The organism is Erythrobacter sp. JK5, assembly GCF_018205975.1.
Lineage (GTDB): Bacteria > Pseudomonadota > Alphaproteobacteria > Sphingomonadales > Sphingomonadaceae > Erythrobacter.
Map to the genome: position 1 here is coordinate 2,219,414 of NZ_CP073577.1, position 25,325 is coordinate 2,244,738.

At 63.2% G+C, this 25,325-nt stretch carries 25 protein-coding genes; 12 read left to right on the forward strand and 13 right to left on the reverse strand.

The window, feature by feature from the left end; translation table 11 throughout:
• The first annotated feature begins 189 nt into the window (after positions 1–189).
• The 9 genes from KDC96_RS10725 (at position 190) to virB11 (ending at position 9,141) form a co-directional block, all read left to right on the forward strand.
• A complete protein-coding gene (locus KDC96_RS10725) occupies positions 190–390 on the forward strand; it encodes a hypothetical protein (protein WP_212448432.1) in 201 nt (66 codons plus the stop codon).
• Between the two features lie 71 nt (positions 391–461).
• Positions 462–1,679 carry a diguanylate cyclase gene (locus tag KDC96_RS10730; protein WP_212448433.1) on the forward strand — a complete coding sequence of 406 codons (1,218 nt, stop codon included), beginning with the start codon at positions 462–464 and terminating at the stop codon, positions 1,677–1,679.
• Positions 1,680–1,917: 238 nt separating this feature from the next.
• On the forward strand, positions 1,918–2,151 hold the full coding sequence (locus KDC96_RS10735) for a type IV secretion system protein VirB3 (protein WP_249172015.1): 234 nt from the start codon (positions 1,918–1,920) through the stop codon (positions 2,149–2,151).
• The gene (locus tag KDC96_RS10740; protein WP_212448434.1) at positions 2,130–4,505 is read left to right on the forward strand and encodes a VirB4 family type IV secretion/conjugal transfer ATPase; all 2,376 of its coding nucleotides are present in this window, start codon (positions 2,130–2,132) and stop codon (positions 4,503–4,505) included. Before KDC96_RS10735 ends, KDC96_RS10740 begins: the two co-directional genes overlap by 22 nt.
• Positions 4,505–5,695 (forward strand): type IV secretion system protein, encoded by a 1,191-nt coding sequence (locus tag KDC96_RS10745; protein ID WP_212448435.1) that lies wholly within the window; start codon positions 4,505–4,507, stop codon positions 5,693–5,695. Before KDC96_RS10740 ends, KDC96_RS10745 begins: the two co-directional genes overlap by 1 nt.
• Entirely contained in the window at positions 5,692–6,426 is a 735-nt protein-coding gene (locus KDC96_RS10750; RefSeq protein ID WP_212448436.1) for a virB8 family protein, read from the forward strand. Before KDC96_RS10745 ends, KDC96_RS10750 begins: the two co-directional genes overlap by 4 nt.
• Positions 6,423–7,124 (forward strand): TrbG/VirB9 family P-type conjugative transfer protein, encoded by a 702-nt coding sequence (locus tag KDC96_RS10755; protein WP_212448437.1) that lies wholly within the window; start codon positions 6,423–6,425, stop codon positions 7,122–7,124. Before KDC96_RS10750 ends, KDC96_RS10755 begins: the two co-directional genes overlap by 4 nt.
• Positions 7,121–8,167 carry a TrbI/VirB10 family protein gene (locus tag KDC96_RS10760; RefSeq protein WP_212448438.1) on the forward strand — a complete coding sequence of 349 codons (1,047 nt, stop codon included), beginning with the start codon at positions 7,121–7,123 and terminating at the stop codon, positions 8,165–8,167. Before KDC96_RS10755 ends, KDC96_RS10760 begins: the two co-directional genes overlap by 4 nt.
• Complete coding sequence (gene virB11 / locus KDC96_RS10765; protein WP_212448439.1) at positions 8,164–9,141, forward strand: P-type DNA transfer ATPase VirB11; 978 nt, start codon at positions 8,164–8,166, stop codon at positions 9,139–9,141. Before KDC96_RS10760 ends, virB11 begins: the two co-directional genes overlap by 4 nt.
• A gap of 9 nt (positions 9,142–9,150) precedes the next feature.
• Here virB11 and KDC96_RS10770 read toward each other — a convergent pair whose 3' ends face one another.
• The 12 genes from KDC96_RS10770 to KDC96_RS10820 all read right to left on the reverse strand — a co-directional run bounded on the left by KDC96_RS10770 (position 9,151) and on the right by KDC96_RS10820 (position 20,978).
• Positions 9,151–9,498 carry a TrbC/VirB2 family protein gene (locus KDC96_RS10770; protein ID WP_212448440.1) on the reverse strand — a complete coding sequence of 116 codons (348 nt, stop codon included), beginning with the start codon at positions 9,496–9,498 and terminating at the stop codon, positions 9,151–9,153.
• Between the two features lie 18 nt (positions 9,499–9,516).
• Positions 9,517–10,308 (reverse strand): hypothetical protein, encoded by a 792-nt coding sequence (locus tag KDC96_RS10775; RefSeq protein WP_212448441.1) that lies wholly within the window; start codon positions 10,306–10,308, stop codon positions 9,517–9,519.
• A gap of 452 nt (positions 10,309–10,760) precedes the next feature.
• A complete protein-coding gene (locus tag KDC96_RS10780) occupies positions 10,761–11,264 on the reverse strand; it encodes a tetratricopeptide repeat protein (RefSeq protein ID WP_212448442.1) in 504 nt (167 codons plus the stop codon).
• Position 11,265: 1 nt separating this feature from the next.
• On the reverse strand, positions 11,266–12,150 hold the full coding sequence (locus KDC96_RS16620) for an RHS repeat-associated core domain-containing protein (RefSeq protein WP_212448443.1): 885 nt from the start codon (positions 12,148–12,150) through the stop codon (positions 11,266–11,268).
• Between the two features lie 187 nt (positions 12,151–12,337).
• Positions 12,338–12,742, reverse strand: coding sequence for a hypothetical protein (locus KDC96_RS10790; RefSeq protein WP_212448444.1), 405 nt, complete (start codon positions 12,740–12,742; stop codon positions 12,338–12,340).
• Between the two features lie 298 nt (positions 12,743–13,040).
• A complete protein-coding gene (locus tag KDC96_RS16440) occupies positions 13,041–13,520 on the reverse strand; it encodes an RHS repeat-associated core domain-containing protein (RefSeq protein ID WP_249171758.1) in 480 nt (159 codons plus the stop codon).
• A 240-nt stretch (positions 13,521–13,760) separates the two neighbouring features.
• A complete protein-coding gene (locus KDC96_RS16570) occupies positions 13,761–13,889 on the reverse strand; it encodes a hypothetical protein (protein WP_256439001.1) in 129 nt (42 codons plus the stop codon).
• 47 nt (positions 13,890–13,936) lie between these two features.
• Positions 13,937–14,326, reverse strand: coding sequence for a DUF2750 domain-containing protein (locus KDC96_RS16685; RefSeq protein ID WP_212448445.1), 390 nt, complete (start codon positions 14,324–14,326; stop codon positions 13,937–13,939).
• Positions 14,323–15,345 carry a polymorphic toxin type 8 domain-containing protein gene (locus tag KDC96_RS16625; RefSeq protein ID WP_305819758.1) on the reverse strand — a complete coding sequence of 341 codons (1,023 nt, stop codon included), beginning with the start codon at positions 15,343–15,345 and terminating at the stop codon, positions 14,323–14,325. The genes KDC96_RS16685 and KDC96_RS16625 overlap by 4 nt, the downstream gene beginning before the upstream one ends.
• Before the next feature lie 145 nt (positions 15,346–15,490).
• Entirely contained in the window at positions 15,491–15,913 is a 423-nt protein-coding gene (locus KDC96_RS10810; protein ID WP_212448446.1) for a hypothetical protein, read from the reverse strand.
• A gap of 15 nt (positions 15,914–15,928) precedes the next feature.
• Complete coding sequence (locus tag KDC96_RS10815; RefSeq protein ID WP_212448447.1) at positions 15,929–20,677, reverse strand: RHS repeat protein; 4,749 nt, start codon at positions 20,675–20,677, stop codon at positions 15,929–15,931.
• Positions 20,678–20,717: 40 nt separating this feature from the next.
• Positions 20,718–20,978 carry a hypothetical protein gene (locus KDC96_RS10820; protein ID WP_212448448.1) on the reverse strand — a complete coding sequence of 87 codons (261 nt, stop codon included), beginning with the start codon at positions 20,976–20,978 and terminating at the stop codon, positions 20,718–20,720.
• Between the two features lie 349 nt (positions 20,979–21,327).
• Here KDC96_RS10820 and KDC96_RS10825 point away from each other — a divergent pair, with 349 nt between their 5' ends.
• Positions 21,328–22,557 carry a nucleotidyltransferase family protein gene (locus KDC96_RS10825; protein WP_212448449.1) on the forward strand — a complete coding sequence of 410 codons (1,230 nt, stop codon included), beginning with the start codon at positions 21,328–21,330 and terminating at the stop codon, positions 22,555–22,557.
• Here the strand turns inward: KDC96_RS10825 and KDC96_RS10830 are convergent.
• Positions 22,524–23,024 (reverse strand): flavin reductase family protein, encoded by a 501-nt coding sequence (locus KDC96_RS10830; protein WP_212448450.1) that lies wholly within the window; start codon positions 23,022–23,024, stop codon positions 22,524–22,526. The genes KDC96_RS10825 and KDC96_RS10830 overlap by 34 nt on opposite strands.
• Positions 23,025–23,247: 223 nt before the next feature.
• On the opposite strand from KDC96_RS10830, the gene nhaA reads away from it, so the two are divergent.
• Together nhaA and KDC96_RS10840 are read left to right on the forward strand one after the other, a co-directional pair.
• The gene (gene nhaA, locus KDC96_RS10835; RefSeq protein WP_212448451.1) at positions 23,248–24,465 is read left to right on the forward strand and encodes a Na+/H+ antiporter NhaA; all 1,218 of its coding nucleotides are present in this window, start codon (positions 23,248–23,250) and stop codon (positions 24,463–24,465) included.
• An 82-nt stretch (positions 24,466–24,547) separates the two neighbouring features.
• Entirely contained in the window at positions 24,548–25,324 is a 777-nt protein-coding gene (locus KDC96_RS10840; RefSeq protein ID WP_249171759.1) for an alpha/beta fold hydrolase, read from the forward strand.
• Position 25,325: the final 1 nt, after the last annotated feature.

The window sequence follows — 25,325 nt, forward strand, 5'->3', positions numbered from 1 at the left end:
GCCTGTCCGTGGACCAGGTCCTGATCCCTGCGTCACTGACCTTGCAGACAAGCCTGCTGGCAAATTCATTGTGTGCGCCCCCTCGCGCACGAAGGCAAAGGTGCCGTGCGCTCCAGCTCACAGGGCTACTGAAGAATGGTTAATGGCGCGTTTCGGCAGTAAAGATACAAAACGCTTGAAATCTACTGTATGAACAATTTCTCGTCATTACTTGACGATTACACGGCAGCGCGCACGGAACATGCGACCCCCGACCGGGAACGCGATACCGACCATGGCGTGTCCAATCCTTCGGTTCCAGCTGCGCCTGGGGCAGCGGTCGTCGCCTTGTTCGAGTGCGATCCGAACCGCGATGGCATTCCCGCAGCCGACGACCAGAAGCACCGCTGACATAGGGCAGACCCTAAATACGTCTTTAACCTTGTTGCCCTAACCCGCTTGCACGGGAGCGCTACGGGTCGATGCAAACTCAAATCCTAGGACTGTTGCCGCCGCTGATGGCGCTGTTCTTTGCAGCGACATTCACGGCGCTTTGGCGGGCGGGGCGGCTCAAGCGCCACGTGCTGGGCTTTGCCATCGCCTACGTCCTGTCGGCGATCGGATTTCTGATTACCCATTTCCTCCCGGCCGATGCGCTCTACACCTTCCACACCACGCAGCTGTTCTACGCTACGGCTTCGGCCGTCATTCTGGCGGCCGCCTGCGAGCGGGCAGGGCAGCGCCTGCACCTGGGAAGCATGACGTTCGTCTACCTCCTCACCGCAGCGGTGCTGGCGATCACGATCAGCGTTTCCAACGATGTCGCCCCGCGCCTGATCATCGTCAACATGGGCTACGGGGTGATGTTCGCGATGGGCGTCACGACCCTGCTGACCGCACGTCGGCGCGAACTCATCGATCTTGCGGTGATCGCTGTCATGGCGTTTCAGGCGGCCGACTTCCTCATCAGGCCGACGCTGACCTTGCTGTTCGAACGCTCGATCCCGGCGGAAATCTACCGCGATTCGATCTACTATTCCGTGATCGGTCTCGTGCTCGGGATAAAGGGCGTGACGACCGCCCTGGTCCTGATCGGTGCAACGATCGCCGAATGGACGACCGCCCTCCGCGAAAGCAGCGAGCAAGACCTGCTCACCGGGCTGCACAACCGCGGCTCGTTCGAACAAACCATGCGCAAGCTTCTCCCGCGGGCGCAGATGGAACGCCGCGCGCTCAGCCTCGTGGTTGCCGATATCGATCACTTCAAGCAGGTGAACGACATCTGGGGGCATCAGGCTGGCGACCAGGCGATCGCGGCCTTCGGCGAGCTGGTGGGCAAGATGGTGCGCGGATGCGACACGTCCGGTCGGATCGGCGGCGAGGAATTCTGCATCGCGGTATGGAATTGCGAAACCGGCCCGGCGGTGCGGCTGGCCGAAAGGATCAGGCAGGCATTCGCCTCGCTCGAGCATTCCGGTCTCAACGACGACATTCGCCTGACCGCGAGTTTCGGTGTGGCGACGGCGCGCGACGGAGAGACCTATGAGCAATTGTTCGCCCGCGCCGACGAAGCGCTGTACCGCGCGAAAACGAACGGGCGCGATCGCGTGGTCAACGCCGAGGAACGGCGCCTCGATCCTGCTTCCGCCAGACCGCAATCCGAACTCATCGAATTGAAGCGCGCGGCGGCCGAGCGCTAGTCCGCGAGGTCGAGCGTCTCGACCTGCCATGCGGGCGGCACCAGCCGGCCCGGCGCTGCTCCCCTGATGTCCCGAAATGGTCGCAACCGGCGGAATTGCCCGGTTTTCGGTTGCATTGCCCCGATAAATGGCCAGAGTTCGGTAGCGAGTCGGCGACCGTGTCGCGACGACCAAGGGGGGATAGGTGGAAGAGCAACTGCGCCGCGATACGCTGTTTGTCGCGCTGACGCGTCCGCAGATGTTCGCCGGCGTCACCTACACGTTTTTCGTCATCAACGCCGTGATCGCGGTCGAGCTGTTCCTGATCTTTCGCGCCTGGTGGGTGTTGCTGGTGGCGGTGGTGATCCACGGTATCGGAATGCTCGCCTGTCTGCGTGAACCGCGGATCTTCGACCTCTGGATAACCCGCGTGCGCAATTGCCCGCGCGTAAGAAATTACGCGATCTGGAAATGCAATTCCTATCGCCCCTGACGCGTGATCCCAAGGTGATCGCCCGCGAGGCACCGGCAGGGGCGCACCTGCCCTATGCGCGGCATATCGACGACGCCACGATCGAGACCCGCGACGGGCTGCTGATGCAGACCATCCGGCTCGGCGGCCTGCTGTTCGAAACCGCCGACAGCGATGAACTGAACTATCGCAGCCAGCTGCGCGATGCGATGCTGCGGACGCTGGGGAGTTCGCGCTTTGCGGTCTACCACCACGTCGTCCGGCGGCGCGCCGAAGCGTCGCTTCAGCCGGTCATCGCCGACGATTTCTCGGCCCGGCTCGACGAGCGATGGCAGGCGAAGCTTGCGGGCAAGCAGCTGTACGTCAACGAGCTGTTCCTGACGATCGTACGCCGCCCGCTGCAGGGGCGGATCGGGCTGGCCGACCGGATGCGCAGCTGGCTGCTGCGCAGCGCTCACCGCGATGCCGGGCAGATCGCAGCCGACAAGCACGCGCTCGATCGCGCGCGCGATGCGCTGATGGCATCGCTGTCGGCCTACGATCCGCGGCTGCTTACGGTCTATGAAAGCGACGCGGGTCCACGATCCGAACCGCTCGAATTCCTCTCCTGCCTGTTCAACGCCGATATGCGCCCGGTCGCGCTGCCGCATGGCGATCTCGGTCACTTCATCCCGGCGCGGCGGATCAGCTTCGGGCAGGACTGCGTCGAACTCGGCCCGACCGGCGAGCTGCCCCGCCGCTTCGTCGCGATGATCTCGATCAAGGATTATCCCGGCGCGACCTTTCCCGGCATGTTCGACGAGCTCTATCGCCTGCCGTTCGAGCTGCACGTGTCGCAAAGCTTCGCGATGGTCGAACGCGCCCAGGCGCTGGGCCAGATGAACCTCGCGCTGCGGCGGATGCGCTCCGCCGAGGACGAGGCGCTGTCGCTGCGCGAGGAACTGACGGTCGCGAAGGACGAGGTTGCGGCCGGGCGTGCCGGTTTCGGCGAACATCACTCGACCATCTCGGTCCATGCCGAAGACCTCGCCGCGCTCGAAGAGCATGTCGCCGAAGTGATTGCCCTGCTGGCCGATCTCGGGATCAACGCCGTGCGCGAGGATATCGCGCTCGAGCCGACCTACTGGGCGCAGTTTCCCGGCAATTTCCGCTATATCGGACGGCGGGGACTGGTCTCGACCACCAATTTCGCCGGACTTGCCAGCCTGCACAATTTTCCGGTCGGGCGCGCACGCGGCAACCACTGGGGCGATGCGGTCACCCTGTTCGAAACCACCGCTGCGGGCCCGTATTTCTTCAATTTCCATCAGCAGGATCTGGGCAACTTCACCGTCATCGGGCCGTCGGGTTCGGGCAAGACGGTGCTGCTCAATTTCCTTCTGGCGCAGGCGCGCCGGTTCAACCCGCGCACGATCTTCTTCGACAAGGATCGCGGGGCGGAGCTGTTCATCCGCGCGATCGGCGGTCAGTACGACCGGCTGCGTCCCGGCTCGCCTTCGGGCCTCAATCCGCTCCAGCTCGACGACACGCCCGACAACCGGCAATTCCTGATCGACTGGCTCACGCTGCTCGCGGGCGGCGCCAGCGCGGCGGAAACCGACCGGTTCCGGGATGCGATAGACACCAGTTTCCAGCAGCCGTTCGAACGGCGGCGGTTGCGCTACCTGGTCGAACTGTTTCGCGGCGGCGACCGGCCCCGGCCCGACGATCTTGGCGCGCGGTTGCGCCCATGGTGGGGTGAAGGCGAGCGCGCCTGGCTGTTCGACAATCCGATCGACCAGACCGATCTGTCTCATCAGACCGTCGGCTTCGACATGACCGCGATCCTCGACGATCCGGCGGCGCGCACTCCGGCGATGTTCTACTTCTTCCACCGGGTCGAACAGCGACTGGACGGCAGCCCGGCGATCATCCTGATCGACGAGGGCTGGAAGGCGCTCGATGACGAGGTGTTCGTGCGCCGGATCAAGGACTGGGAAAAGACCATCCGCAAGCGCAACGGCGTGGTCGGGTTCGCGACCCAGAGCGCGCAAGACGCGCTCGAGAGCAAGATCGCGAGCGCCATCATCGAGCAGGCTGCCACGCAGATCTTCATGGTCAATCCCAAGGCGCGGGCCGAGGACTACATCAACGGCTTCGGTCTCAGCCGCCACGAATTCGACCTCGTGCGCACCCTGCCCGACACGTCTCGCTGCTTCCTCATCAAGCATGGCCGCGACAGCGTGGTCGCGCGGCTCGATCTGTCGGGCGAGACCGAGCTGCTGACCATCCTTTCGGGCCGCGAAAGCACGGTGCGGATTTTCGATACGCTGGTCGAAAAAACCGGCACCGATCCCGCCAACTGGCTGCACCTACTGATCGAGAAGGCCGCGTGATGGCGTGTCCGCAGATCATCACCGGCGAGCAGTTCCTGACCCGCACGCTCGCGCATGTCGATTGCCAGGCCGAAATCATCGGCAGCTACGGCTATGTCGCGCTGGGGCAGCCGGGATCGCTGGCCTCCACCCTGGTGGCCGGGCTGCTTACGCTGTTCATTGCCTTTTTCGGCATTCGCCTGCTGCTCGGCCCGCCGCCGGGCGCGCGCGACGTGGTCTACGATGTGCTCAAAATCGGGATCGTGCTGACACTGGCGTTTTCGTGGCCGGCGTTTCGCACGGTGATTTACGACGTAACGCTGAAGGGGCCAGCCGAGATCGCGAGCGTGATCCAGAATACCAGCCCGTCGGGCGGGACCGGCAACCTGGTCGAGCGACTGCAGCAGGCGGACAGCCAGATCGTTGCGTTGATCGAGACCGGGACCGGTCGCCAGACCGGGCGGTTTCTCAACGAGAGCGAGCCGGGCAACACCTTCGCCGGCACCGCCCTGCAAGACGACAGTGCGTTCGGCACCGCGCGGCTGCTGTTCCTTTCCAGCGTAATCGGAACGCTCGCGCTGCTCAGGATCGGGGCGGGGCTGCTGCTTGCGCTCGCGCCGGTCGTCGCCGGGCTCTATTTCTTCAACCAGTCGCGCGGAATATTCGCCGGGTGGCTCAAGGGTCTGGTGCTGACCATCGCCGGATCGATCGGCGCGACGATCGTGCTCTCGGTGCAGCTGGCGATCATCGAACCGTGGCTTGTCGACGCGCTGCGGGTTCGCGCGTTCGGCTATGCAACCCCCTCGACACCGATCGAACTGTTCGCAATCATGCTCGCCTTTGCGGTGGTGCATTTCGCGATGATCTGGTTTCTGGCCAAGGTGGTGTTTCATCGCGGGTGGCTGACCCTGCCGGACATGCCGCGCTGGCGCCCGGCAGAGATTGTCAGTCAGCCGCTGGTCGCCGCCCCTGTCGACCGCGCGCCGGCGCAGATCGTCCGCGCCGAACAGGTCAGCAACACGATCGAACGCTCGCTCCGGCGCGAAGAAACGGCGACCAGCGAAAGGGTGCTCCGCCGCTCCGATACGCGCACCGCATCCTCGCGCGAGACGGTGGTATACGGGCAGGGTCCCGAGCGGCTGGGCAGCTCCTATCGCCGCCCCGCGCCGCGCATCTCGCGCGCCGCACAGAGACGGGACGATACGCCATGACTGCGCAACCCGAATATGATCTCGCCGACTTGCCGGTGGCCGAGAGCTGGGCGACCAGCGTCACCGACGATCTCGAACGATCGAACCGGCGCGCCTGGATCGTCGCGATTATCGCCGCGCTGATCGCGCTGATCGAAGCGCTCGCGCTGGTGTTCCTGATCCCGCTCAAGGAGGTCGAACCCTACACCTTGCTGGTCGATCGCCAGACCGGCCACGTAGAAGCGCTCGCACCGCTCGATGCACAGGTGGTCGCCCCTGACACGGCGCTCACGCGTTCGTTCCTGGTGCAATACGTCATCGGTCGCGAAAGCTTCTCGCAGGACAGCGTGCAGGCCGACTTCCGCAAGGTCTCGCTGTGGTCGGACACTCTCGTCGGCGCGCAATATGCCCGCGCGATGGACGCGGGCAATCCGGAAAGCCCGCTTTCCTACCTGCCGCGAGGCGCCACGATCCAGACCGAGGTCAAGAGCGTCTCGACTCTGGGCGAAGGTCGGGCGATGGTGCGCTACGCCACCACCCGCACCGACGCGGGTGGCGCGCCGCAAGCGACACAACACTGGGTCGCGGTGATCGGCTATGGTTTCACCGCCGCGGAAATGAGCGAAGCCGACCGCTACATCAATCCGCTCGGCTTTCGGGTGACCAGCTATCGCCGCAGCGCGGAGACCCTGCCCGAAGCCGGTATCGTCAACGGAGTGGCGATTCCGCAAGACGCGGACGGCGCACCATGATCCGCGCCATCACCCTTGCGCTGGCCGCGGTCTGCGCCGCTCCGGCAAGTGCGCAGGTCTTCCCGATGCCGGGCCACGACAGTCCGCGCATCCAGACGGTCGCGTGGCAGCCGGGCGAACCGATCGTCCTCACCGCATTGCCCGAAACCGCACTGACCGTGATGCTCGAACCGGGCGAAACGATCGAGCGCGCGGTGCTGGGCGGCAACCGGCTGTGGGAGGTGACGGTCTCGGCGGAAAGCGACAGCTTCCAGGTCAAACCGCTGGTTAACGCGGCACCGGCGACCCTCAGCGTCCAGACCGATGCCCGGCAATATGAATTCGCGCTCGAGACCGGGCAGAACCTGCAGGCCGCGTATCTGGTGCGGCTCGATTTCGGAGCGCCTGCCGAAACCGCGCAGGCCGTATCGGTCGAGGAAATCGAAGACCTCAGCTGGTCCTATCGCCTGCGGGGCGATCGCTCGGTCCGCCCCGCCTCGATCCGCGACAACGGCCGGAAGACAGTGATCGAATACGCGCCCGGACAGCCGCTGCCCGCAGTGTTCGCGATCGGTGCGACTGGCGACGAAGAGGTAGTCGACGGTTACATGCGCGGCGGAAAGTTCGTGATCGACCGTGTCCACCAGCGCCTCGTGTTCCGGATCGACAAGCAAAAGGCGACCGCACGTCGCAACGCGCACGCGGACGGCGCGACATGAGCGAGTCTGCCGAATCCGCCCAGGACCCGCGCGATGTCCGCCCGGTGATCGCGACCGGTTCGCCCGGCAATTGGGGCCTGTGGGCCTTTCTTGGCCTTCTCGCGATCGGAGGACTGGTGCTGTTCAACGCGCTCAACGCCTCGCGCGAGGCTGCGCAGGCGCATTCGGTGCTGGTGCCCAGCGATCAGGCGGACGGGCGCATCGCCTCGCCCGCGCCGCTGCGCGTGCCCGATCGTTTTGCCGGACGCGGTCCGCTCGAACCGGCTGCGCCGATCGAACCTGCCACGCCAGCGCAGGCTGCGAGATTTCCGGAATTCATTCCTCCGCCTGCACCGCGCCAGATTGCGCCGCTGCCGCCGCAGCCGCTGCCCGAGCCACCGCGCGCGATCCCGCCACCGACACCGCCGCGCGTGGTGTTCGACAACGCCACATCCGCTGCGAGCATCCTTGCGGAATCTGCCGCCCCGGCCGGGGCCGAGCGCGTGGCCGCAGGCCGACTGCGCAACCCCTCGCGCACGATCCCGCAGGGCACGGTGATCCCGGCAGTGCTAGAGACCGCGCTCGATTCGACTCGCGCGGGGGGCGCGCGGGCGCTGGTGCAACGCGACGTTTCCGGGTTCGACGGCACGCGGGTGCTGATCCCGCGCGGCAGCCGGCTGTATGGCGAATACGAAGCCGAATTGCGCCGCGGCCAGAACCGCGCGCTGGTGCGCTGGACCCGCCTGATCCGGCCCGACGGCGTGACGATCGCGCTCGATTCACCGTCTTCGGATCCGCTCGGCCGGGCGGGCATTCGCGGCAAGGTCGATACCAAGTTCCTGCAGCGGTTCGGCGGGGCAATCCTGCAATCGGTGCTCGATATCGGGGTCGGCCTCGCGGTCAACGAAGCCAGCAACGGCGTGATCGTCGCGCTCCCCGGCAGCACCCAGAACGTGCAGGTCACCGACCAGCAGAGCGTGCAGCCGACGCTCAAGGTCAAACACGGAACCAGCGTTTCGGTGTTCGTTGCGCGCGATCTCGATTTCTCGACGGTCGAACAATGAGCGCTGTCGGCGCGGGCTATTACCTCGACAGCTTCCTCGCACCGCTCGCCCCGGTGCTCGAGCGCGCCGACGTGACCGATATCTGGATCAATCGTCCCGGCGAATTGTGGATCGAAAGCATCGGCGGCGGGATCGAGCGGATGGCCGAACCGGGGCTCGACGAAAAGCTGCTCGAACGGCTCGCGCGCCAGATCGCGGCGCATTCGGCGCAAGGTATCAGCCGCGCGCAGCCGCTGCTCGCAGCAACGTTGCCCGATGGATCGCGGGTCCAGATCGCCGCGCCTCCGGCCACCCGCGGCGGCCATGTCTTCGCTATCCGGCGGCATGTTTCGGCGGATCTGTCGCTGGCCGACTGGGAAGACTCGGAGGCGTTCGCCGACATCGCCACCGGCTCGGTCGAGGTCGGCGCGGATCGGCGCTTTCGCGCGCTGGGCGGGCGCGAGGCGGCCTCCTGCCTGCGGGCGGCGGTGCAGGACCGGCGCAACATCCTCGTCTCCGGCGGCACCTCGAGCGGCAAGACCACCTTCCTCAACGCGCTGCTGGCGGAAATTCCCGCGGGCGAGCGGCTGGTGCTGATCGAAGACACGGCCGAGCTGCACCTGCGCCACGATAACGCCGTCGGGCTGATCGCCGCGCGCGGGGAATTGAGCGAAGCCGAGATTTCCGCCGAGGATCTGCTGATTGCCGCGTTGCGCATGCGCCCCGACCGCATCATTCTGGGCGAGCTGCGCGGGATCGAGGCCTTTACCTTCCTGCGCGCGGTCAACACCGGTCACCCCGGTTCGATGACCACCATCCACGCCGACACGCCGCAGCGAGCGATCGAACAGCTCGCCCTGCTTGTGCTGCAAGCCGGCTCCAAACTCAGCCGCGACGATGTGCGGCACTATGTGCGCGAAAGCGTGGACGTGTTCGTCCAGCTCGAACGGCGCGAAGGCAAGCGCCGGATCAGCCAGGTGCTTGCCGCGGATTAGGCCAGCATTTCAGTCGACCGTTTCGTTGCCCGCATAGGGATCGAACGGATTGCCGCGCCGGCTCGGCGGCGGGGCTGTCGATTCGAGTTCCCGCGCGATCGCGACCGCGGGCACCGGCGGCGCGGCGACGGGGACGCTGCCCTGCGGCACCGCCGTGATCAGCGCAGTCGCGATCTGTCCCGAACCGATCAGGATGAACCCACCGAGGATTACCAGCGCCCCGCGCCGGACCGCGATCCGCCCCGTCAGCAGCTGGAAACCGACGACCGCGACCGCGATGGTCAGCAGCACGGTGACCAGCGGGCCGGTCACCAGCGCGACCAGCCAATCGAGCGCGGCTGTGAGTGTGCTCGTCATCCCCCCTCCGTTCCCGCGTCAGTATACCCGTTCGACATAGACCGCGAACCCATCCATCGTCCCGGCTGACGTGTAAATGCGAAACGCGTTGAAGTCTCCCGCTGGCAGGTCGTTGTTGTGCCCGCCGACATTCCGGATGATGTTGCCGATACCGGTGTCGACGCTGAAAATCTCTCCGACGAGTGCGAACTTCTCGGTTGTCGTGACGTTCAGACCTGCGAGCGTGAAGGCGATGATCGTGTTGCGACCGCTATCGACGGTGCGCCGGCCACTGATATCGATCGCGCTCGACGCACCCAGATCGTAGGACTTATAATTGCCCGCACCGTCAAAGAACGTCTGGCCATTGTCGCTCGAGATGCGGAAGTAGATCCGGGTATCGGCGTCGTTCGTTCCTTTGACCAGCACGCGGTAGGCATAGCCGTCATCGGCATCGAGCTTCACGTCGATAAAATTGTCGCCCGGAGTGACGACGGTGTATTTGGTAGCAAGCGCGCTGCCCCCTCCTCCGCCGCCACCGCCCAGCGCGCCGCTGTCGGCAAAGGTCACGCGGCCCTTCTCGTCTACAGTGATGGTGGCATTGGTGTAGGTACCGGGGGTGACGCCGGTTGCGGTGAGCGAGGTCGCAGTGCCACCCGAAGTGGTGACGTCGCCGGTCAGGTCTCCGCCGGTTATCCCAGTAGCCCCCTCGAATACCGCAATTTCGCCCGCGTTGGGCGAACCTTCGTGCGTGACGGCATTGTCGCGCGTTTCGTCGATGCAGGCCGCGACCGCGGTGAAATTGTCCATGACCTCGGTGGCGTCGGCCACTTGTCCGTTCGAGATCGTGTTGGGGACGACACACTGCTGCGCGTGTGCAGGACCGGCGATCAAGTGCGATCCGAAGAACAGGAAAACCCCCAGAACACTACCGACAAATATATTGCGCATAACCGACCCCCGTTTTTCAGTATGACTGCGCACAATTCTTATGCAGGTAAGGCGTCAACTCAAGAAATATTTGTACGCTGTCTTGAAAAAGAAGGAAGGTGTCGAGCGCGCAGTTGCCCGGACCACCCCGATGGATGCGGCCGGCAGGTCGCTCGGCGAGCCCGTTGTAGGCGTAGCTCTGCGCGCCGATCGTGCTGCGGCCGTAGCTCTCGAGCCGGCCGTGGCTGGATAGACCAAAGAGGCTTCGCTATGAATGCGGATTGGTGACTGGCTCCGAAAGTGTTTTGATCGCCACCCTAAGCATCCGCGTCGGAAATCCATCCGATGGTTCGTCAATGAATTCCACCCAAACCTCGTCTACAGTCCAAAATAAGGTCATTCTTGGTTTGCAGTCCGTCAATCCAGATTTCCTCGACGCTCTCAATGCGCTCCAAATCATTCAACGCCGCATCGAATCTCTTCAGATGAGTGAAGTAATATGCTCTAAAAAATAGAGCTTCATCGATAAACCTTTCCCGGTGTTCTTTATTGTCGCATTCGATTATTTGTCCAAAATGCGCTGCTGCTCGTTCAAAGTTTTTCTGCTTAATTTCTATTCGATCTGCCTTGAGATACCCGCGAGGTTTATTTGGTTCAATCAAGATTGCTTGCCTGATGTCATGAGCAGCTTTCTCGTACTTCCCCATGACTAAATAAACATATGACCTTGCGTGCCAAGATAACGCATATTCCTTATGATCTTTCAGAATATTCTCAGCTTCATTCAAGGCAAATTCTGGGTCAGACTTAGCTGTCTCAACGATTGACAAGTATCGCCCTTCAACCTCTTCAGTCATCTCACCTCCATCGTTTTCGGGATCGCGACGAATGACGTCCCGGTGGGCGTGGTGTTCTTGAGTCTAAGAATTTGGTCGTTCGGTTCCCTCCGCACTCTTCATCTACATAACCTTTCGCACAGTCAGTCAAGTTCATGTGACCGCCTGTAATTCTCTTGCTTGGATTGGGTTTTGATAATTCGGCTTCGCATATCTCAAAAGCCTGCTCCCATTGCTCGTCGCACTCTTCTTTTGATCGCCTAGGAATATAGTAGTCTATCTGGGTCGGGTCTTTTGGCTCGCGCGCGGACATTGGCCGACACAAAGCCCATTGATTGGCAGCAGCGAGGGTCAAGCCCGCCGCATAAAGGACCGTTGCCTGTGGAGCCACACGAAGAAGTAGGGGATTGGGCGCTGCAGGCATTCTGAAAAGCCCCAACGGATCGATCCCGTTCACCGGATCCGCCCCGGCATAAAAATACGGGTTCACATCGCCCGCTAGCCCGATCGGGTCCGCCTGGATGTACCGCCCCGTCACAGGGTCGTAGTCGCGGTTGCGGTTGTAGTAGAGGTTTGAGAGCACCTGCGACTGGCCGGGGAAGCCGGGGCGCAGGAAGTCGTTACCGGGGTCTACGACAGAGCCCTGCGCATCGGTGGTGACGAGCGGCACGCCGAGATGGTTGCCGTGGACCCAGTAAGTCTGGAGCGCTCCTTGCGCGTTCGGCGCTACCAGCGCGAGCGGGGCGTAGCCGGCGATATGGTCGCCGCCGCCGAACGGGTTGCCTGCCCCGGACCCCGATCCGGGGTCACTCGCAGCCGGCGGCTCCGCCCAGATGAACTCGGCCCGCACATTGAACTTAGAAGTATCTCCCCAAATTCCCGAATCGACTGGAACGGCAGAAATCAATCAACCGCTTGGTATAATTTATAATTTCTTGCTTGCATCCGGGTCGGACGAAACTCCTCTCAAATTTTCAAATTGTAATCTGCATTCTTCCTAAAATCTGAAGTCAATCGCCACCCGTCCCGGAGCATTATCTGCGCTTCAGGCCCAACGAAGAACGAACGAATCCGTCCGAACTTCTTTCGAATTTCTAATCTGGCTCTATTAAATATTTGGAGAGACCATTCCCTCTGTGAAATTGTCCCGATACCCCCGAAATCAAGGTTTTCTCGCCGAAGATACCACCGAAATGAATGACCATCGAGTTGGCATTTTCCAACTGATCAACGATAACGCGATGACCGCCTATTCGTTGTTCAACTATCCTCGGATTTATCTCGGCGTCCCGAGGAACAAACAAATATCGTTTCTCTTGTATTGAAATTCCCGTCGTGGCCTTCCCCACTGATTTCATATGAGTTAAGCCTGTAGTTCTGATTGGAAACTGGGAGTGACTACCGCCTTGAAAAATATCGAAGGGGATATCCTCTTCAACGGGTGATAATACTTCGATCCAATCTGCACGAGTCGCGAATATTTCAATGGATTTAGACATTACTTGTAATCTTCACTGCTTTGGCTTGGGGACAGTGAGAAGATGGTCCCCCTTCGTGTTTGTACGGATATTCCCAGCATTGCGACTCTCTCGTTTGGTCAGAGTTCTTCCGTCAACAAGCGTATCGACCGTGTTGATCCGAAGCGTTCTTCCATTCTTTGTCGCGGAAATATCGACAACCCCCCCCTTTCGCCCTCCGCCTGGTGGCTTGATGTATTCCTCTGGGAAACGGTTCCCTCCAGCAGCTATTTCCCAACCACGTCTCTCCAGTTCGTCAGCAACATCCCCTACGTGCTTTCTAGTCGATGGTTTTCCCCAAGCGTCCGTACGGGTTTGGCGGTAGCCGCCTTGGCACTGACCCTGACTGATCTCTCAATATCTCCCGGAGCAGGCGGCGACCACCCTGCTTAACCCCGATCTTGGCGAGCGCGCCAACACCGGTCAGGTCGGTCAGCGCAAGTCCAGTGTGGACGAGCGCCCATCCATAGTTTCCGCACATATAAGCATCGTATGCGTCCCAGCCTGAGCCGAGCACGGGAATCCAGTCGGCTGCGTCACGCTCCCATGAACGCAACCCCAACGGATCGATCCCGTTCACCGGGTCCGCATTCGCATACACATACGGGTTCACATCGCCCGCAAGCCCGATCGGGTCGGCCTGGATGTACCTGCCCGTCACCGGATCGTAGTCGCGGTTGCGGTTGTAGTAGAGGTCACTCAGCACCTGGCTTTGGCCGGGGAAGCCGGGGCGCAGGAAGTCGTTGCCGGGGTCGACCACCGTACCCTTGCGCGTCGGTGGTGACGATTGGCACGCCGAGGTGGTTGCCGTGCACCCAGTAGGTCTGGAGCGTCCCTTGCGCGTCGGGCGCGAGCGGGGCGTAGCCGGCGATATGGTCGCCGCCGCCGAACGGGGAGTTGTCATTCGCAGCCGGAGGCTCGGCCCAGATGAACTCCGCCCGCACATCGCTCGCTGAAGAGCCGTATTGTCCTCGCTACGCTCGTTCAGCTGCGCTTCCCGTCACCACCCGGCCCACTCGTCATAGACGAAGTGCCGCGTGCCGGTCGGCTTGTCGACCCGCACCCGGTCGCCCAACCCGTTGTAGGTGTAGCTCTGCGCGCCGATGCTGGTGCGGTCGTAGCTCGCCAAAACTAGCGTCGGCTATTAGTTCGATTCGTTGTTGAGAAGCGCCTGAATCAGTATTTTGCCAATTCGGCCCTCAAATCCACAGCAAGCCGTTGAGGATCTACTAAGACGCCCAAGTCACCGCTAATGGGAAATACGGCAACACTTTGGCCCTCCGTCACTAACTCGGGAGTCCATGATCGAAGCCAGTCTAAGACTGGAATCTCCCTCGGAGTACAGTCCTTCCACGCTTCGACTGCGCATCTCTCAGCAAATGCCGAATGCGGCCAGACCGGAACCAATGGATTACCGGCAGTGTCTGTTGCGAGCACCCAACCGTCGCCCCAAAGCGAGAATAACCTTTCCTCATCGCACGTCTTCTTGACAAAGTACTCGTATCTCAAATGCCCAGCTGCAGCGAGGAGAGCTTCTTCCTCGTGCTTGCTAAGGCTCCAACTCATCTACGCCTCCGACGATCGATTCTGTGCTGAATCTTGTGCAGCTGTATATCTTGAAGATCACTGTTATCATATCCGTATCCGCGCCTTGCTTCAAAGCCACGCTTGTGTGCGAGATTCATCCCTTGGGGGACTCTTAGCCTTCTTCTTTTCCCTCTGGCGATTTCGTTCAGGTCCCGCCTAAGCTCTCCTCTAATCCTTGATGAGAGTTTTGGGTCGTTCACAAGCTCTCTGAGACGTGCCTGCTTTCCGGAGCGTCCAATCGTGGCTCCGCCCGTTTCATCCGCCCAAAGCTTTCGGAAGAATTGACGCCCCCCAATTTTCCCCGCTCGACGCGCAGCGCCTCTAACTGAGAAGAAGCCAGCATAGTTGTAGAAATCGTTGCAAAGATCGATATCGCGATTGGAGCCTATCCATTCGCGAACATACCAAGTCGCCCCGAAGGTGAGTCCGTCCGACCAACCCGCAATGGCATTCATCGTATTCCGGCGATAGCTGTCGGGAAGGCCGGCGTAGTACTCCCACTTGGTCATCAACCCCAACGGATCGATCCCGTTCACCGGGTCCGCATTCGCATACACATACGGGTTCACGTCGCCCGCGAGGCCAATCGGGTCTGCCTGGATGTACCGCCCCGTCACCGGGTCGTAGTCGCGGTTGCGGTTGTAGTAGAGGTCGGCGAGCACCTGCGACTGGCCCGGGAAGCCGGGGCGCAGGAAGTCGTTACCGGGGTCGACCACCGTCCCTTGCGCGTCGGTGGTGACGAGCGGCACGCCGAGATGGTTGCCGTGGACCCAGTAGGTCTGGAGCGCCCCTTGCGCGTTCGGTGCTACCAGCGCGAGCGGGGCGTAGCCGGCGATATGGTCGCCGCCGCCGAACGGCGCGTTATCGTTGGCAGCAGGCGGCTCGGCCCAGATGAATTCGGCCCGCACATCGTTCGCCGACGCGCCGTATTCCGCCACCACCCGGCCCCACTCGTCATAAACGAAATGCCGCGTGCCCGTCGGCTTGTCGACCCGCACCCGGTCGCCGAGCCCGTTGTAGGTGTAGCTCTGCGCGCCGATCGTGCTGCGGTCGTAGCTCTCAAGCCGCCCGTGCCCGTCATAGGCGATTGCGCGAGTGCTAGCCGACTACATTCTTGTCTGAGGGACCGCGAGGATATCGTTCTCACATCCCTCTTGGGACAGAGTTCAAAGCGTCCTCGTAGCTAACGGCGGACGTGAGAGTTTGGTTCAATTCTCCGACAAAATCGCTGTCATATTCTCCCCTCTGCCTTACCCGAATCGCCTGCTTAATGCATTGCTTGAACTCTTCGAGACTTAGCTTCTGTCCTCCTGCGAGAACAGGCGCAGTCTTGAACTCAACAAGCCATTTAAGGATCGGGTTTCTGGTGGATATGATTAACTCATCAACCACATGAAATAGGAATCCTTTCGAGTCGATGAGCTTAACCTCTCCATCGCGCGCCTGCTGGCGTAGCTCTTCAAACATCGTGCGAGGAGTTCGCTCGAAATCGGCTGTCGTTTTGGCTAGGAACACATACTCCTTGCTCCAAACCAAGATCGGATACGATAATTCGCGATGGTCCATCGTTTCTTTCTCGCTCTAATCGCCACGGTTTGAAGCATTGATCAATACTCCTGCTCCGCTTGCGGGATAGGCATAAACAGTAGGAGTTCTGAGTATGTGCCGCCAAGGGGCAGCGAGTGTATCAGACTTCTTAGTCCCTTTCGGATTTCTGTAGGGATCGGTCCTAGCGTGGAATTTCGTGCTTACGTAGTTACCATTCCATCTGCTTCTTCGAAAGCTATTCGGTAATAGTTTGTCTAAGAGCGGCTTGTATTCACGGTTTATGTTTCTTCCTGATAATGTGAGTGGCCTAAAATATCGATCGGGAATAGCATGAGAGAACTCCAATCCCCTACCGGGAGCGGCACCTATTCTTCCGATGCCTCCTCCTACAGCACCAATCGCTCCACTAACCAACACACTATTCCAATCGTAGCAATCTGCATCAAAAATACTTCGACCGGTCCACCAGTTACCTGCGGCCTGGATAGCAAGATCAGTAGCCATACCCACTGCAGCCCCGCACACTGCAGCACCCAGAGGTGTGAAGCAAACTGCAACATTCCCAGTTGGATCGATCATGTTCACCGGGTCCGCTCCGGCATACACATACGGGTTCACATCGCCCGCCAGGCCAATCGGGTCCGCCTGGATGTACCTCCCGGTCACCGGGTCGTAGTCGCGGTTGCGGTTGTAGTAGAGGTCGGCGAGCACCTGCGACTGGCCGGGGAAGCCGGGGCGCAGGAAGTCGTTGCCGGGGTCTACCACGCTGCCTTGCGCGTCGGTGGTGACGATCGGCACGCCGAGATGGTTGCCGTGGACCCAGTAGGTCTGGAGCGCCCCTTGCGCGTTCGGTGCTACCAGCGCGAGCGGGGCGTAGCCGGCGATATGGTCGCCGCCGCCGAACGGGTTGCCTGCCCCGGACCCCGAACCGGGGTCATTCGCGGCAGGCGGCTCCGCCCAGACGAATTCGGCCCGCACATCGCTCGCCGACGCGCCATACTCCGCCACCACCCGGCCCCACTCGTCATAGACGAAGTGCCGGGTGCCGGTCGGCTTGTCGACCCGCACCCGGTCGCCCAACCCGTTGTAGGTGTAGCTCTGCGCACCGATGCTGGTGCGGTCGTAGGTTTCCAGCCGCCCGTGCCCGTCATAGCTCGCGGAGACCGTCTCGCTGCCCGGGCGAGTCTCGGACACGGTGTTGCCCCGGCCGTCATAGGCAATCGTGCGGGTGCCGCTGTCATCGCTGAAGCTCGCCAGCCGGTTGGTACCGGGCGTGTAGCTGTAGCTTTCCGAGGATTGTGCCGAGCCCCCCGAAACCGCCATCGTCAGCCGACCCATTTCGTCATAGCCATACAGCGCCGAGCTCGCCGGGTTGACGTAGTCGGCGATCGCCCCGATCCGACCGACCGCATCGCGGCGATAGGCGAGATGCGAGAGCTCGGCGCCGCCGCCGGTCGGGGCAAGCCGGCGCGCGGCGAGCCTGCCGTCGTCGCCCCAAACGTTCGCGACCGACAGCCCGTTGCCGAGCGCCATCGCGGTCAGCGGCCCGAACGCCTCGTACTCATGCCCGCTCGAAACCGTCACAGAGGCGCTGCTCGAATTTGCGCGCGTGCGGACTTGTGCGACCCGTCCCCAGGCGTCGTAATCGTAGAGCACCCAGCGGCCGGAGGGGTAGATGATCCGGGTGATGCGGTCGGCAGTGTCGTAGGAATACGACAGGCGGGCATTGGAATCGGTGCCAATCGCCTGCTCCCGGATCAGCAGGTTGCCGCGATGGTCGTATTTGAAGCGGGTGAGGCCGGAACCGTCGGTGACCCTCCCGACCCGGCCGATGCCATAGGAGTCGCCGAGCCCGCCGCCGTCCCACTGATAGTCGATCGCTTCAGAGGCAGGGCGGCCGAGCGGTTCGATCCGGGTGACGCGGCCGAGGATGTCGTGGGTGTAGGCCAGCACCTGTCCGCGCCCGTCGGTCGACTGCACCATCCGCCCGGCGGCGTCGTACACATAGGTGCTGGTGCCGCGATCGGGCGAGGTCTCTTCGATCGCCTCGCCGAAGCCGTTGTGGACGAACCGGGTGGTGACCGAGACCGGGTCGGTAAAGCTGGCGGGGTTCCCCTGCGCATCGTAGCTCGAGCCTAGGGTGCCACCATCGGGCGCGACCGATGCGACCACGCGGTCGAGCGCGTCGAAAGACGCGGCGGTGGTAAAGCCGTTGGGGTCGGTTACGCTGGTGAGGTTGTCGACCTTGTCGTAGCCGAACCGCGCGGGAGAGCGGGTGCCGAGTGTCTCACGCAGCAGGCGGCCAAGCTGGTCGAACTGGCGGCGCACATGGCGCGCGGTCGTGCCATCGGCGCGCTTCACGGTCTCGCGCTCGACATTGCCGGCGAGATCGTAAGTATATTCCCAGCGTTCGCCGCTCGCCGCGCTCATGGCCGTCATGCGGCTCGCAGCGTCGTATTCCATCAGCAGCGGAGCGGTGCCGGGCAGCGTCAGCTGGATGAGGTTGCCGACCGCGTCATAGGCCATCGCGGTGGTGGCATCGAGCGAGGGATCGCCCGGATCCCTGACCGTGATTGCCTCGACCCGCCCGAGCTGGTCGTAGGCGATGGTCGTCACGATGCCGTTGGGATCGGTGATCGAAGCCGGGCGGCCGTTGGCGTCGTGCCCGGCATAGCTGGTCACATGGCCGAGCGCGTTTGTGGCGGCGAGGAGGTTGCCACCCGCATCATAGGTATAGCTGGTGAGATCATCCTCGCTGCCGTTCGCGGGAAGCGGGCCGTTCTCCGAAAGCAGGCGGCCGTTGGCATCCCAGCTGTAGGTGTAGGTGCGGGTCTGGCCATTCGTCGGATAGGGCAGCGCGTGGCCGGTGGTGTCGGTCAGCGTGACCGAGGTCAGCCGGCCCTGCGCGTCGTATCCGCGGGTTTCGGTCAGCCCGGGCCCGACGATCGAGACGGGCACGTTGAAATCTGCATGCCAGGTGATCGTCGTCGTGCGCGCCTCCGGCGTGCCGCTCGCCTCGGTGATGCTGACCGGCCGTCCGCGCGCATCGCGCGTGGTGGTGATCAACCGCCCCTCGGCGTCGGTCGCGCTCGAAATATAGGTGTTTCCGCCATAGGCGATCGTGGCGGTGGTCGCGGGCGTGTCGGCGGTGGCGTCCCCAGCCACCGAAGTCAGCCGGTAATCGCGCTGGCTCGCCGAAAATTCCGAGAAAGTGTAGAGTTCCCGCTTGCCGTATTCGTTGGTGACCGCGCGCGTGCGCGCCGAACCGGCGGAGCCGTAGACAAAGCTGTTGCGCTCGGCCCCGTCGGCAAGCTCGCTCGAAATGACCCGCCCGGCGGTGTCATAGGAATAGGTCGACACCGGCTCGCCGCGGTGGTCGACGATCCCGGTGACGTTGCGGGCGTAGACGGCGTTCTCGTGCAGATAGGTGACCGAATCGAGCACCGCATCGTTCGCGGCGCGACGCTCGACTTTGGTGAGGCGCTGGATTTCGGGGAGCAGCACGGCATTCACCACCAGTACCGTTCCCGGCTTGCCCCCGCCGCCCCACGTCCTGCGCCACTTAGGTCCGCCGAAAGCAATGCCGATCCCGGGAGCGGTCGCGTCTTCGTAATCGTATTCGAGCGAGCTCCCGTCGGGCAGATCGATGGTGCGAACCCGCACCGGAACCGGTTCGCTGCCCGCCGGGGCTGGTTCGATCGTTGTGATGCGGTGCCTGTCCCAGGTGAAGCTCGCGCTGCGCCCGAAACTGTCGGTCATCGTCGCGAGGGCGCCATCGGCACCGTAAGTGGAGCTTTGCCAGTAGCCGCTGCGGGTCTCCATCGCGACCGGCCAGCCGAACAGATACGAGCCGCCATTGGGCCCGATGCGGGTCTGGATCGTCCAGACCGTGTCGTTGCGGTCGGTCAGTTTCCAGGTGGTTTGCACGTCGCGCAGCGTCGCGAGATCGGGCGGCAGCGCGTCGAGCAGTTCGAGCTTGAGATTGTTCGATGCGTTGCCACCGCCTGCATCCGGGTGTTCGATCCATGTCCCGTCGGGTTGCAGAACGAACCCGTAGCCGGTCCCGTCGGGCATCAGGATCGCGACCGTGGCGTTCGGTTCGGCCGGCGACCCGGTGACGATGCCGAACTGCAATTCGTGATTGAAATCGAAATTCCAGTATCCGTCGAGTCCGCGCGGGAGATCGCGCGGCAGCACGCGCTGCTGGATCGGTCGCCCGACCTGGAAACTGCGATATTGACGAGCGATCCGGAACAACCCGTCGGCGGAAGAATAATCGAGCGCACTCAGGCGTTTGGCCCCCGTCGCCAGCACCACCGGGTTGCGAGTCTTGGGATTGGCGCGCCCGTCATCCTCGCCGCATGGATCGCTGCATGGGCGCTCGTAGGCCCCGTTGAGCGTGCATCGCCCGTCGGGCGTCGCGAGGTAGTCTTCCGGGCAAGCGATCTGGACGTAGCTCGGGATTTTGACTCCGCAGCTGAAACCGGCACCGGTCTCTTCGGGGCAAAGGTACTGGTAGCGGGTCCATTCGCAGTGGATGAAGCGCAGATCGTCGGACTTGCGCTTGATGCCCATGAACCGCGAATGGCCGTTGTCCATCCCCTGGTCCCGCCACTGCGCCTTGCAGGCCTGCGTTGGAGTTTCGAACACGCCGCCCGGTCCGGACTGCGAGATCCAGCCCAGCGGCTCGGCATCCTCGGGCTGCTGCGCGCGCAGCTGTGTGCCGAGCACCAGCGTGAAACAGGCGAGGAGGAACCCGATTGTCCGCAGCGAAAGTCTCAACCCGTTTCCCCCGCGTTCGAACACCCCAAAGTCCCGGCGGTCACACGCCCCAGATGGCGCAACCGAATGTTGCCGATCCCCACACCATGCCGCCGGAGATCACGCTCGCAGTTGAACTCGCGATCCGGTTGCCGTTGCGATCGTAGGTGTATTGGAAGCAGCCGCTGCCTGCGGGCAGCGAGGCCAGCAATGTTGCACCGGCCTGCGGGCCGATCGCCAGCCACGCCGCAGTCTGGGCCGGAACCGGGAAACTGGCGGCAGCGAGCGCCGCGATCACGCTGACCGTCAGGCGGTCGCCCAACGGCCGCCGTTTCCCGCGCGTGGTTCCCGACAAATTATGCGTGTTTCGACCCTGCATCATTGCATCTACCCCTGCAACCAAAAGACACGAGCCACAGCACCGTTTCTCAAGAACAGGTCTTCGTCAAGGCGGGTGAGTAAAGAACACGTAGACACGATTACTTGAAATCCCGCAGTTCCGCGCTTCGCAGAGTTCAAGGCTACAGAAAATAGTAAGGCATTAAAACTGGCGTCCGGATGCTCGGCAGCGTCGATCGCCGCCGGATGCGGAGCGGGGAAGGGTTGCGGTGCAGCGGCGCCGACGCGTCCAACCATTTGGCGCAGCGCGCCTCGCCCGCTAGGCAGGCGGGATGCACCGGCTGGCTCCCCGAACCGATGGCGATCGCGCGTTTGCGCTGCTGCTTGCCTGCGCCGACCGGCCGCGTTGCGAACGGCGCAATGCGGCGGTTCGCGAAGCGCGGGCGCAGCTGGGCGCGGACTGGGGGGCGTTCGTGCGCGAAGCGAACCGGCATCACCTCGCGATCCTTGCCTGCGAAGGACTGCGCGATGCCGACATCGAGCCGCCCGACGAGCTGGCACGGATCGCGGCCAGCGAAAAACTGCGCGCGCTCGAGCTGCTGGGTCAGGGCAGCCGCGCGATCGACCGGCTGGGAGAGGCCGGCATCGCTGCGGTGTTCCTCAAGGGCCCGGTACTCAGCGAGACGCTCTACGGCGATCCGGCGATGCGCCACAGCGTCGATCTCGACCTGCTGGTATCATGGCGCGACTTCCGGCCCGCTCGCGCCGTACTGGGCGAGCTCGGCTATCGCCTGCACGGCAACGAGCCGCCGTGGGACGACTGGCGGATAGAACCGTGGCGCACCCTGGCAAAGGACATCGCCCTGATCGAACCGCAGCAACGCTTCGCGCTCGAACTGCATCACCGGCTCAAGACTCCGGATGCGCTGCTGCCCGGCCTGGGGATTTCGCAAGCGATGGACACGGTCTCGCTCGCGGGCAAGAGCTTCGCCGCGTTCGGGCGCGAAGACCTGTTCGCGTACCTCTGTGTCCACGCCGCAACCTCGCTGTGGGACCGGTTGAAATGGCTTGCCGACCTGCGCGCGATGCTGGCCGATTGCGATCAGACCGCCATTGCGGCGCTGCAGGCACATTCCGAACGGCTCGGGACGCAGCGCTGCACCGCGCTGGGGCTGCTGCTGTGTGGTCGGCTGTGGGACCAGGAACTGCCCGATCGCGTTGCCGACCTGGAACGTACGGACGCCAGGCTCGCGCAGCTGCTGGAGGCATCGTGGCAGCGGCTTCGGGGGCCGCAACGCCGCCACAGCAGTATCGCCAACAGCCTGCAGCGGCGCCATCTCGTGCATCTGCGCGACGACCGGGCCTACCGCCGCGCGCTCTCTCGCGAACTGGTGCACGACCGCGAGTTGCTCGAACGGTTCATGCTGCCGCGCGCGCTTGCGTGGCTCTACGCGCCGCTGAGACTGTGGCTGTTCATCCGCCGCAAGCTTGGTCTGATTCGCCCGGCGCGTCCGGTCGGACGTCACGATCAATCGGCGATGCGACAGAACCGCCCGGCATAGAATCCGAGCGGGCGCAGATCCTCGCGCGCTTCGATCGCGGCGACTTCGCCGAACACCATGGTGTGATCGCCCGCCAGATAGGTCGACCAGTGGCGGCACTCGATATGGCCGATCGACCCCGCGATCACCGGCAGCCCGCGCGCTGTCCAGGTGAAATCAGCCGGTTGCATCAGACTGTCCCCGCGCGAGGCGTAGCGGCGGGCCAGCCCTGACTGGTTCTCGGCGAGAATGCTGATTGCGAAGCTGTCCGTCTTGGTAAAGCTTTCGAACAGGCTGGAGGAATTCTGGATGCTCCAGCACACCAGCATCGGATCGAGCGACACGGACACGAAGGAATTGGCGGTGATGCCGCTCGGCGAACCGTCCTCGCGCGCGCGCGAGACGATGCACACCCCGGTCGAGAACAAGCCCATGACCTGGCGAAACGCGGCCGGATCGACCGGGTCTGCCGACGCTGTGTCTCGCACTCATGTCTCCGCAATTCGAACCGGTGAACACGCGCGTTCCCCGAAGGCGCGCGCAAAGTCAAACGAACCCGCGATATAGCGATCACAGGCGATTTCGCCACCAATCCCGGAGTGTCGTCAGGAATCGGTTCCACACCGCCGATTTTCGGGCACTCTCCCGCAACTTGCCCGTTGGACATGCAATACCGTATTCGGGACTGGCAATGCAGACAGAGGACAGGAAATGATCGACCGGGTCGGGGCAGCGCTCCGCGACTTTCTGAAACAGGAAAGCGCAGGCGGGATCGTGCTGATTGCAGCGGCCGCGCTGGCGCTGCTGATCGCCAACAGCCCGCTGGCCGACGCCTATTTCGGCACGCTCAACACCAGGCTCAGCATCTCGTTCGGCACGTTCGCGATCGACAAGGGGCTGATCCTGTGGATCAACGACGGGCTGATGGCGGTGTTCTTCTTCCTCATCGGGCTCGAGGTGAAACGCGAGATTATCGAAGGGCAGCTGTCGAGCTGGGACAAAGCCTCGTTACCGCTCGCCGCCGCCATCGGCGGCATGGCGCTGCCGGCGCTGGTGTTCCTCGCCTTCAACTGGAACTCGCCCGATAGCATCAACGGCTGGGCCATCCCCGCCGCAACCGATATCGCCTTCGCGCTCGGCATCCTTTCGCTGCTCGGCCCGCGCGTGCCGGTGGCGCTCAAGGCGCTGCTGCTGGCGATCGCGGTGATCGACGATATCGGCGCAATCACGATCATCGCATTGTTCTATTCGGGCGAGCTCGACACCACCATGCTGATCGGCGCGGCGGTAACTTTCGCTGTGCTGATCGCGATCAACCGACTGCGGGTCGGATCGAGCATTCCCTATGTCGTGCTGACGGTGATCATGTGGGTGTTCGTGCTCAAGTCCGGCGTCCATGCGACCCTCGCCGGAGTGGCGGCGGCGATGACCGTGCCGATGGTGGCGCGCGGCGGCACGCGCCTGCTCGAGCAGATGGAACACGCGCTGCACAAATGGGTCGCGTTTCTGATCATTCCGGTGTTCGGCTTCGCCAATGCCGGGGTGACTCTAATCGGCCTGTCGCCTGCCGACCTGCTTGCGCCGCTGCCGCTCGGCATCGCGCTGGGCCTGCTGATCGGCAAGCAGATCGGCATCTTCGGGTTCGCCTTCCTCGCCGTGAAGGCGGGGATCGCCAAGCTGCCCGACCATGTCGGCTGGCGCCAGATCCACGGCCTTTCGCTGCTGGCCGCGATCGGCTTCACCATGAGCCTGTTCATTGGCAATCTCGCCTTTGCCGACCAGGCGCAGGTCGATGCGGTGAAGCTCGGCGTGCTGTCCGGCTCGCTGGTCGCGGCGCTGGCCGGTTTCTTCATGCTCAAATCGGCACTGCCCGAGACTGTCGCTCACCAAGACGACCAGAAGGATACCGCCCCTGCTTTCGCCGAATGAACCCGCCGCCCACAGTCTGCATATCAACGGTATAGAGCTGTCGTATTTCGAATGGCGCGCGGACCGGGGCGGCGATCCACCGTTGATCTTCGCCCACGCCACCGGGTTTCACGCGCGGGTGTTCGATGCGATCATCGCCCATTTCCCGGATCGGCGGGTGATCTCGATCGACCTGCGCGGGCACGGGCGCTCGACCGGCGGGCCGATCATGCACTGGAACGAGATCGCGAGCGATGTGTGCGTGCTGATCGACCAGCTGGGTATCGAAAGTGCGGTCGGGATCGGGCATTCGATGGGTGCGCACACCCTGCTTCAGGTGGCGCACGACCGGCCCGGCGCCTTCGCACGACTGGTGCTGTTCGACCCGGTCATTCTCGCCCCCGAATTCTACGCTCCGGCAGAGCCGCTGTTCAGCGCCGACAACCCGCACCCGGCGGCCAGGCGCAAGCGCGACTTCGCTTCGCCCGAGGCCATGATGGAGCGGTTCCGCGAGCGCGATCCGTACGACCTGTTCGACGCCCGCGTGTTCGAGGATTACTGCCGACACGGTCTGCTGCCGCGTGCCGATGGCGAAGGCTGCGAGTTGGCCTGCCCGCCCGAGGTCGAAGCCAGCGTCTACGCCTCCAGCCGCAGCAATGCGGGCATTCTCGAAACGGCACGTGCGGTCGATATCCCGGTGTGGGTGGTGCGCGCCCGGCATTCCGGGCTGAACGATTTCAAGAGTTCACCGACCTGGTCCGGCCTCGCTGCGAGCATGCCGCAGGGCAGGGACCTGTATCGGCCCGATCGCACGCATTTCCATCCGTTCGAGGATCCCGAGGACGCGGCGAACATCATCCGCGCCGCGATCGACAGCTAGG